General features: G+C 42.5%; 6 protein-coding genes and 1 pseudogene. 3 read left to right on the forward strand and 4 right to left on the reverse strand.

Annotation, left to right across the window (positions count from 1 at the left end; translation table 11 throughout):
• Positions 1-451 precede the first annotated feature (451 nt).
• Both CWB60_RS08770 and CWB60_RS08775 read left to right on the forward strand, forming a co-directional pair.
• Positions 452-595 (forward strand): annotated as a pseudogene (locus CWB60_RS08770) (5-methyltetrahydrofolate--homocysteine methyltransferase); the annotation flags it as partial.
• Between the two features lie 155 nt (positions 596-750).
• Positions 751-3,972 (forward strand): S41 family peptidase, encoded by a 3,222-nt coding sequence (locus CWB60_RS08775; protein WP_138579405.1) that lies wholly within the window; start codon positions 751-753, stop codon positions 3,970-3,972.
• Positions 3,973-4,068: 96 nt separating this feature from the next.
• Here CWB60_RS08775 and CWB60_RS08780 read toward each other — a convergent pair whose 3' ends face one another.
• From CWB60_RS08780 to CWB60_RS08795, 4 genes are all read right to left on the reverse strand, one after another.
• Positions 4,069-5,370 carry a DEAD/DEAH box helicase gene (locus tag CWB60_RS08780; RefSeq protein ID WP_138579403.1) on the reverse strand — a complete coding sequence of 434 codons (1,302 nt, stop codon included), beginning with the start codon at positions 5,368-5,370 and terminating at the stop codon, positions 4,069-4,071.
• Positions 5,371-5,575: 205 nt separating this feature from the next.
• Positions 5,576-6,763 (reverse strand): alpha/beta hydrolase-fold protein, encoded by a 1,188-nt coding sequence (locus CWB60_RS08785; RefSeq protein WP_138579401.1) that lies wholly within the window; start codon positions 6,761-6,763, stop codon positions 5,576-5,578.
• A 111-nt stretch (positions 6,764-6,874) separates the two neighbouring features.
• Positions 6,875-8,695: a glutamine--fructose-6-phosphate transaminase (isomerizing) gene (gene glmS, locus CWB60_RS08790; RefSeq protein WP_004588894.1), complete on the reverse strand. Its 1,821-nt coding sequence runs from the start codon at positions 8,693-8,695 to the stop codon at positions 6,875-6,877.
• Positions 8,696-8,741: 46 nt separating this feature from the next.
• Positions 8,742-9,506 (reverse strand): DeoR/GlpR family DNA-binding transcription regulator, encoded by a 765-nt coding sequence (locus CWB60_RS08795; RefSeq protein ID WP_121638182.1) that lies wholly within the window; start codon positions 9,504-9,506, stop codon positions 8,742-8,744.
• A 154-nt stretch (positions 9,507-9,660) separates the two neighbouring features.
• Between CWB60_RS08795 and CWB60_RS08800 the strand changes: the two genes are divergently transcribed.
• Positions 9,661-10,188 carry a sugar O-acetyltransferase gene (locus tag CWB60_RS08800; protein WP_138579399.1) on the forward strand — a complete coding sequence of 176 codons (528 nt, stop codon included), beginning with the start codon at positions 9,661-9,663 and terminating at the stop codon, positions 10,186-10,188.
• Positions 10,189-10,584 lie beyond the last annotated feature (396 nt).

A 10,584-nucleotide genomic window follows, 5' to 3' on the forward strand; every position in this document is an offset into this window, starting at 1 on the left:
TCGGCAAGGCAGAGCCTATGAAGTGTGGTTATTCCCCATAAATAGGCGATAACGCAGCATAAATGCCAAACATGCGCTGCCCTTCGGGTTCTGCCTAGGGGCGATAAACTCTTTGTTACTCGGTTTTTACTTAGCCCACTAGGTTACAAACCTCGCGCCGCGATTTAATCGCCCCTAGATTGAACAAATTTCAATCCGCAAAGATCAGCACGCCCTAACCTAAGCCAAGCGTAATAAACCAATATTGGATGATTACTTTAACTCACTTTTAGCTTTAGGCTATTAAAAAATTTAAACACTAGGGGATTAATTTAAAGTGCTACACGTTAGTTGTTTGTAGCACTGATAAAGCTAAGCTACCTGATCAGATTCAGCGCTTGAACACGGGCAGTTATCGTCATTTTGTTTAAGGCATTGTTGGTAATTAAACCAATGAGCCACAGCAATAAACGCCGAGCCTATTGCTCAGCACGTTGTGCAAGTACACCTTGAAGACTTAGAAATTGAAAGTGAGGTTGAGCTTACTTTTGCTCCTAGTGCAATTACTTGGCTTGGTATTGCGCAAGAGGAAGAAGAAGACGATCACGACCACTAATTTCACTCTTTAAAAAAGAGTACTCCCTGAAGGTTGGCGTTTTAATGCCAACCTTTTTTTATTCACATTTTGTAACAGACCTTTTATCGCAAGTGCATCGCTATTTATAACCTTATTGTTATGATGTAACAGCTATTAATATAGGATGTAATCCCATGAAAAAATTAACAACATTGGCGCTTGCCTTGGCTGCGGTTATTGCACCGAGCGTATCGGCCTATGAAACTAAAGACACTCGCTTACTACGCTTTCCTGATATTCATAACCAAAACGTGACCTTTGTTTACAGCGGCGATATTTATATTGCTAATACACAAACCGGCGAAAGCAAACGTTTAACCGACCACATTGGTTTTGAAACATTTCCTAAGTTTTCTCCTGATGGTAAGCGTATTGCGTTTTCGGCTGAGTATAACGGCAGCCGCCAAGTTTATGTAATTAACAGCGATGGCTCAGGCCTTAAGCAGCTTACATACTACAACGATGTTGGCCCAATGCCGCCGCGTGGTGGCTTTGATTACCGCGTTTTAGATTGGACCGCCGATGGTAAAAATGTGGTGTTTAGAGCAAACCGCACACCATGGGGAAAACGTATGGGTCGCCCTTATATGGTCCCTGCCGACGGTGGCCTTGAGCAACCTTTAGCTATTCCAGAAACAGGCGGCGGTATGCTCTCACCGGATGGTAGCAAGTATGTTTATACGCCCATTGACCGTGAGTTTCGTACTTGGAAACGCACCCGTGGCGGGCGCGCGCAAGACGTATGGATTTACGATTTAGAAAATAACACTTCAGAGCAACTTACCACTAACCGTGCAACCGACCAGCAACCTACCTGGGTTGGCGACAATATTTATTTTGTATCTGACCGTGATTACACACTAAACCTTTACCAATATCGCAAAGGCAGTGAGCCTAAAAAGCTCACCAACTTTAAAAACTTTGACGTACTTTGGCCCTCAGCAGGCCCTAATGCGGTTGTTTACGAAAACGGCGGTTACTTATATCGCTTTGACGCAAAAACACAAAAAAGCACTAAGCTGAGCATTAACATTGCAGGTGTGCGCCAATACGCTATGCCGTACAGCAAAAATGTAAGCGACTTTATTGATTCTATGTCGATTTCTCACGATGGCAAACGTGCTGTATTTACAGCCCGTGGCGAGCTGTTTAGTGTACCTGTTAAACAAGGCCCTACGCGTAACTTATCGTACACAGATAAGAGCCGTGAAATAGACGCAAGCTGGTCGCCAAATGGGCGTTACATTGCTTACATGAGCGATGAAAGCGGCGAGTACGAAATTTACCTAAAAGATCGCAGTAAAAATAATGCCATTAAACAACTCACTAGTAATGGCACTATTTGGCGCTTTACGCCTATTTGGTCACCCGATAGCACTAAGCTGTTGTTTGCAGATAAAAACCACACACTGTGGTGGTTAGATGCAAAATCGGGCAAGCAACACAAAATTGATACCGGCATTTACGACGAAGACGGCATTACTCAGTATACGTGGTCGCCTAACAGCCAAGACATTGTGTATGTTAAAAATAACGAAAACCGTTATGCCTCACTGTGGCACTACAACCTTAAAAAAGAAAAAGTAACGCGCCTAACAGACGAAATGAGTAACGAGCAAAACCCAACCTTTTCGCCAGATGGCCAATACCTTTACTTTAGCTCTGAGCGCGACTTTAACCTTGCGTTTAGCAGCTACGAGTTTGACTACATGTTTAACCGCGCCACCCGTATTTATGCGGCTGCAGTAAACGACAGTGTTAAACCGCTTATTGCCTTACAAAGTGATGAAACCACGATTGTAAAAGACGATGACGACGAAAAAGAAGGCGACAAAAAAGTTAAAAACGCACTGCAAAGCAACGACTTTATGCAACGTGTTACCGCGCTTAATGCTCCTGCTGGCGATTACCGTGGCTTAACCGCAGTAAAAGACGGCGTACTGACGCTTGCTAATGGCGGATTACAACTTATAGGCACCGAACACGATAGCGAGCTAGAAACCGTGGCTAAAGGCGTTAGCCATTACACTATATCGAGCAACAGCGAGCATCTGCTTGTACATACAAGCGGCGGTTACAGCTTAATTGAGCCTAAACCAAAGCAAGACCTAGACGCCAACAAGCTCGATTTAAGCAAAATGACGCTTAAAATCAACCCGCAAGCTGAGTGGCAACAAATGTACGTAGAAGGCTGGCGCACATTGCGTGACTGGTTCTACGACGAAAACCACCACGGTCAAGATTGGGATGCTATTTTAGCTAAATACCAGCCTATGGCTGATGCTATTAGCCATCGTAGCGACCTTGATTACGTGCTTAGCGAAATTGCCGGCGAAATTAACTCTGGTCATATTTACGTGCAATCGGGTGATATGCCAAAAGCCGAGCGTAAAAACCACGGTTTATTAGGCGCTAAGCTTGCAAGCGATCCATCGGGTTATGTAAAAATAGAGCAAATTTTCAAAGGTGAAAACTGGCATGACGATTTCCGCTCACCACTGGGTACTACAGGCGTAAAAGCACATAACGGCGATTACATAATTGCGGTAAACGGCCGCTCGGTTAAAGACGTGGCTAACTTTTACGAACTCCTTGAAAACACCCAAGGCGAGCAAGTGGAGCTAGTGCTAAACAGCAAACCGCGTAGCAAAGGCGCGTGGCAAGTAACTGTAAAACCTGTAGCCAGTGAGCAAGGCCTGCGTTATTTAGATTGGGTTAACTCGCGTGCAGCCTACGTTAATAAGCTATCAAACGGGCGTATTGGCTACGTACACCTGCCAAATACCGCATATGAAGGTAACCGCGCCATGTTTAAAAATTACATGCCGCAAACCACCAAAGACGCCATGATTATTGATGACCGTTACAATGGCGGTGGCTATATTCCTGAGCACATGATCACCTGGCTTGCACGTAAACCACTTAACTATTGGAAGCGCCGAGGTACAGAGCCGACCAAAACGCCACAGTTTGCGCACGACGGCCCTAAAGCAATGCTAATAAACGGCTATTCAAGCTCAGGCGGTGACGCAATTCCTTACTACTTCCGCCAAGCGGGTTTAGGTAAGCTAATTGGTACGCGTACATGGGGTGGCTTAATTGGTATTTCTGGCAACCCTGCTCTTGTAGATGGCGGGCAAGTTATTGCGGCTACTTTCCGTATTTTAGATACCCAAGGTAACTGGATTATAGAAAACGAAGGCGTTGCTCCTGATATTAAAGTGGTTGATCGCCCAGAGCTTATTTATAAAGGCCAAGATCCATCAATAGAACGTGCTGTACAAGAGTTATTAAAGGAGCTTAAAGCAAACCCTAAGCAACCTTTAGTAGTGCCACCAGCACCTACTGATTTTTAATTTGCTACACAGCTAAGCTAATACCAAAAAAAACCCTGCATAATTTGCAGGGTTTTTTTAATGACTTGGATTTAATGACTCATATAGTGTTAAAGCTTATTTTTTTCTCCAACCACTCCATACATCATCTATATCATCGGCTTTATTTTTTTTCTTTTTCTTACCTGTGCCTTCAGGCTTTGCCATTGGCTTTTCGTTTTTAAGTGCTTGTGCTGCATCAAGATTTGCTTGGTTTACCGCAAAACCCGTTACTTCCTCACGCTCTAAACGCAGTTTGTTTTTTTTCTCGATTATTTTAAAGTGATGAAAGTCTTCGTAATCAATTAACGATAACGCTAGGCCAACTTCGCCGGCACGGCCGCTTCGGCCAATACGGTGCATATAATCAGCGGGGCTACGCGGTAAGTTAAAGTTAATAACAACAGGCAGTTTGGCAATATCTAAACCACGGGCTGCTATATCGGTGGCTATAAGTACTTCTATTTCGCCCGCTTTAAACTTTTCAATTACGCGAGTACGCTCACTTTGGCCTTTATCACCATGAAATACCTGTGCGTTAATACCACGCTTTTCAAGCTTACCTGCTAAGTGCTCACAGTCTTTTTTAGCGTTTACAAAAATAAGTGCTTGGCGCCATTTATGCGCTTTAATTAAATGCGCTAAAACCGTGGTTTTTTCGCCTTTATTAACCGTAAATACGCGCTGTACTAAGGTACTTTCGTCTTTACTTTGAACTTGTATTTCTACTGGGTTGGTTAACAGCTCTTGCGTTAATTGTGTTACTTGCTCTGGGAAGGTTGCTGAAAACAACATAGTTTGTTTTTTAGCAGGCATTAACGCTAATAACTCAGCCAGCTCTTCGGTAAAGCCAAGGCTTAACATGCGGTCGGCTTCATCAAGCACTAAGGTTGTTACTTTATCGAGCTTAATAGCATTGCTTGAGATTAAATCGAGCAAACGCCCTGGCGTTGCAACAATGATATCGGCGCCGCCGCGTAGAGCCTGCATTTGTGTATTAACCGACACACCACCAAACACCGCCACCGTTTTAATGGCGCCATTAAAGTTAGCAGAATACGATTTAACGCTATCGGCCACCTGCGTAGCAAGCTCGCGCGTAGGTACCAAAATAAGCCCAGTGACAAAGTTACCTTTGCTCGCTGTTTTTTTAGCGCCTTGTTCTACAAATAGGGTTTGTAGCATAGGCAATGCAAACGTCGCTGTTTTACCTGAGCCAGTATTTGCCCCCGCAATTAAATCGCTACCAGCCAGTACACTTGGAATCGCCTTAGCTTGAATTGGCGTAGGTTGGTTATATTCCAAATCGGTTAAACGAGCTTGTAGCTCTGGAATAAGGCCAAGATCGTTAAAGGTGCTAGGGCTTGTTGCTGAGGTCATAAAATTGTGGGCTTATTGCTAAAAAAGTAGCCTGTAATTTTAGCGTATTTAGCGCTTATTAAGTAGGGATTAGTGATTTTAATGTGGTTTAAGTAATGGCTGCGAGCGTCGAGCTACAAGCTTCGAGGAAATTTGACTGTCACCGTGAGCACTCCAAACTTAAAGAGGCTTTCATAAAAAGCCAACAACTAAGTTAGCAATATTATTAGTTCTTGCTAAGTTCTGCTTGTAACCTAGCTTTTGTTTCTCTTAAATAATTTATATAAGGATATGATTCATTTGTAATGGCTAAAGCAGACTCCATCTGTTCAAGCGCTTGGCGAGTATCGCCTTGCATTTCATAGCCATAAGATAGGGCAGAAAACGCATCGACTGATTTTGGGTGGTTTTTTATATTGTACTTAAACACTTCAATAGCACGGGTAAATTGCTTGCTGCCCGTTAAGTTATAACCGAGTGATCTAACAGCGCGATCCGGTGGCGCAATCTGCTCGCCCCATTGTTGAGATAACTTTTTATAATAAACATCAATAGACTCTATATCATCGCTTAAAGCACTCATAGGCATTTGTTTAGGCAAAAATAAGTTGTGATAGGCATTAAATGAACCAGCAACCGAAGTCAGGTTATGCGATACATTATTAAACGCGTCACTAAAGAAGCGTAAATTTGGCAAGCTATTAGATTGCAAAGCTTGCTGCAGCTCATTATATCGCTCACGCATTAAGCCAGCTTCTTCACCAATATTTATATAAACATAGTTATTCAGATCTTTTGATTTATTGATAAACGACTTAGCCGCTTTTACCGGTGCGCCATAGTTCCACCAAACCGCAGGGCTGTAAGCAATGTGTGCTTGGAAAAGCTCAGGGTTAGCTTGCATTGTATAAAGTGCAAACACGCCTGCCGCAGAAGCCCCAGCAATTACATTAAAGTTGTGCGAACGGTAACTTTTATTAATTAAGGGCATAAGCTCTTGCTCAATAAATGCTAAAAACTTTACTGCACCACCGCCTTCACCTACCGGGCCTTGTGGCTCTTTATTAACTGTGGGGTATAAATCTCTTAAGCGATTGGTATTTTCAATAGCGACAATAATAACTTCAGGCACACGATTATCATTTTGTAATCGCTCCATCACTGCACTTATAAGCGGTATATTACCCGCGCCATCAAGGCGATAAATGACCGGATAAACCTTGTCTGGATTAGCTTGATAACTCTTTGGAAGCTGGACTACAACGGTACGTTGCTCATTTAAAACGGCTGATTTAATAGTATGTGTTTGTTGCGTATAACTAATGGTTTGCTGTTTTAAATCAGGCTCTGCAAGTGTGCTACTAGAATAAAATATAAATAAACTACATATAAAAACAGCGGTTAATAAACGCATTACTAATCCTTTAGAAAATAGTGTGTTATTTAATCTAACAGGCTTTAAGGTACAAAAAAAGCGCATTAAGCGCCTTTTTATCTTTAACAGGTAATTACCAACCTTTTGATTTTACTCAACAGTAACCGATTTAGCTAAGTTACGTGGTTGGTCAACGTCTGTGCCTTTAATTACCGCTACGTAATACGAGAGTAACTGTAATGGCAGTGTGTAAACAATTGGCGCAATAATGTCGTCAGTGTGGTTTACGTTGATTACACGCATTGTGTCGTCTGACTCAAAGTGTGAATCTTTATCTGCGAATACGTAAATAATGCCGCCACGTGCACGTACTTCTTCTACGTTTGATTTAAGCTTTTCTAATAGCTCATTGTTTGGCGCTACAACAATAATTGGCATGTCGGCATCAATAAGTGCAAGTGGCCCATGTTTAAGCTCGCCCGCTGCGTAGGCTTCTGCGTGAATATATGAAATCTCTTTAAGTTTAAGCGCACCTTCCATTGCAATTGGGTATTGCGAGCCACGACCTAAAAACAGTGAGTGATGCTTGTCGGCAAATTCTTCTGCAAGGTCTGCAATGCCATCTGCCAGTAGTAATGTTTCTTCAAGCTTAGCAGGAAGTACTTTAATTGCATTTACAATGGCACTTTGATCAAGCTGTTTTTCTTGCGCTATAGACGCAGTAAGCATTAACAAACCAACTAATTGCGTTGTAAATGCTTTAGTAGAAGCTACACCAATTTCAGCGCCGGCTTTGGTCATAAAGGCTAGATCTGATTCGCGCACAAGCGATGAACCCGGTACGTTACAAATGGTCATTGATGCCATGTAACCTTGCTCTTTAGCTAAACGTAATGCCGCTAGCGTATCGGCTGTTTCACCCGATTGTGAAATAGTCACAAGTAGGCTGTTTTCATGAACAAACGACTGACGGTATCTAAACTCAGAGGCAATCTCAACATTACAGCTAACACCCGCAAATTGCTCAAGCCAATAACGTGCAACCATACCTGAATGGTATGACGTACCACAGGCAATAATTTGTACGTGTTTTACATCTTTAAATATTTGCTGAGCGCTGTCGCCAAAGGCATCAATTGCTACGCGGTCGTCGTTTAAACGTCCTTCAAGGGTATTGCGTACCGCAAGTGGTTGCTCGTAGATTTCTTTTAGCATGTAGTGGCGGTAATCGCCTTTGCCTGAAGCATCTTGTGTGATATTTGATTCAACAACTTCACGCTCTACAGCATCGCCATTTTCATCAAAAATTTCTACTGTGTCGCGCGTAATGCGGGCTACGTCGCCTTCTTCTAAAAATATAAAGCTGCGAGTAACAGGTAATAGTGCTAACTGATCAGAAGCAATAAAGTTTTCGCCAAGGCCTAAACCTATAACCAGTGGGCTACCTGAGCGCGCTACGATGATTTCGTTGTCGTTTGCTTTATCAAATACAACGGTACCAAATGCACCTTCAAATTGCTTAACCGCTGCTTGAACAGATGCAAGTAACGTAGTGTGTTGCTTACGAAGCTTATGAATTAAGTGCACCATTACTTCGGTATCGGTTTCAGATAAGAACTCGTAGCCTTCTTCTTTAAGTGATGCGCGTAGGCTTGCGTGGTTTTCAATAATACCGTTATGTACAAGTGCTAGTTGGTTGTTTGATACATGCGGGTGAGCGTTTTCTTCAGTTACACTACCGTGTGTTGCCCAGCGAGTGTGTGCAATACCTGTATGGCCGCTAACGCCTGCTTTCTCAAGTGCAGCTTCTACGTTAACTACTTTACCTACTGCTTTTACAGTATTTAGCGTAGAGCCTTCTAAAAGTGCTACACCGGCAGAGTCGTAGCCACGGTATTCAAGACGTTTAAGGCCTTCAACTAAAATTTTATTTACTGGACGTTCAGCAACTGCCCCAACTATTCCACACATAGTGTCTCCATTAATTTTTTAATTCTAGTAACTAGCTTTGTAGTTACTATTCAATAATCTCTGCACAAATTAGTTTTACACCACACGCCTCAATCGCTTTGCGTTTATCATCTGCTAAGCCAGTATCGGTTATTAATGTGGTTACTATTTTCCACGGTAATTCTAAATTTGGTATTTTTCGGCCAATCTTATCTGATTCAACCATTACTATTACTTCACGTGCGGCTTTTGCCATAACTTGGCTTAAGCCGACTAACTCATTAAAGGTAGTCGTGCCGCGTTTTACATCTATGCCGTCAGCACCAATAAATAGCTGATCAAAGTCATAAGAGCATAATACGTTTTCGGCAACTTGCCCCTGAAACGACTCAGAATGCGGATCCCATGTTCCGCCAGTCATTAAAAGTGTTGGCTCGTTTTCAAGTGATAGTAAACGGCTCGCCACTTTAATCGCGTTAGTCATTACAACTAACCCGCGCTTATTTGCAAGCTCTGGGATCATAGCGGCCGTAGTACGCCCGCTATCAATAATAATACGGTTATGATCTTTTATAAGTGCAGCAGCAGCCTTTGCTATTGCTACTTTGCGCTTAGAGTCTATTTCGTCGGTGACGATTTCTTTTGGCAGTGCGATAGCACCGCCGTAACGGCGCAGTAATAAGCCACTTTTTTCAAGCGCGGTTAAATCTTTACGAATGGTTACTTCAGATGTTTGAAACTGCTCAGCGAGCTTTTCAACAGCCACTTCACCTAGCTCATTTACCTGAGTAAGTATTAAATGACGGCGTTGCTGGGTGTTTCGTTTAGTCATAAAGCTCGTAGATTAAGTTTCGTTTCGAAAGATGTGCAATTCTAAACGAAACAAGTTAAATGGCAAGTGAACGAGCAAAAATAAAGCAGCTTTCAACGAGTAATAATAAAGGTAAAATAGTCACAGCATCTCTTAACTAAACAAAGAAACCTTAATGCAGCCATTTAATAGCTTAAACAAAGAGCTTTTAGCCCTACGTAAACAAACAGGCGAAATATGCCGACTCTTCAATAAAAGCCCGAGTAAAGGTAATTTAAAACGCATTAAAGAGCTATTCGCTCAATGCGGTGAAGGCGTAATTATAGAATCAGGTTTTCATTGCAATTATGGTAATCAAATAGCTATTGGTGATCGTAGCTTCATAAACATTAACTGTACGGTATTAGATGCCCCAATTAGTGAAGGAGCTATCAGCATTGGTGGTGACTGCTTAATTGGCCCCAATGTTCAGCTATTGACTGTATCCCATGCTGTTAACCCTACACAGCGACTGAATAAAGAAAACTTTGCTGCTCCTATTACAATAGGCAACAACGTATGGATTGGCGCAGGTGTAATTATTTTAGCGGGCGTATGCATTGGGGATAACAGTGTTATTGGTGCGGGTTCTGTAGTAACTAAAAATGTAAAGGCGGATACTGTTGTTGCTGGTAATCCAGCTCGTGAGATAAGAACACTATAATTATAATCGATGTTTTTTAGCGTCGGGGGTAGCTTCGCTCACTCGACCTACATTCTAGAAGTAGATAAGTGTACATTAATTGTCCGCATTTCACTTTTCTACGGACGTAAAAAAGCCCGACTATTGCTAGTCGGGCTTTCTTTTATTTGGAGCTTGGCGATGTCGTAGTGCCCACAGCGGTAGAGAGTCACATAGCAAATGCTACATTATCATTGTGTCGGGTCGGCCTTTCGTAGGGCTCGCCCTCGAGCTGTTTCGTTTTTCTACTGAGTTCGGCTATTTATTAAATCCCAGACAACAAAAAACCCGTTACATCGCTGTAACGGGTTTCTCTTATTTGGAGCCTGGCAATGTCCTACTTTCACATAGCAAATGCTACACTATCATAGGAGCAGT

This window comes from Pseudoalteromonas sp. S327, assembly GCF_005886415.1.
Classification (GTDB): domain Bacteria; phylum Pseudomonadota; class Gammaproteobacteria; order Enterobacterales; family Alteromonadaceae; genus Pseudoalteromonas; species Pseudoalteromonas atlantica.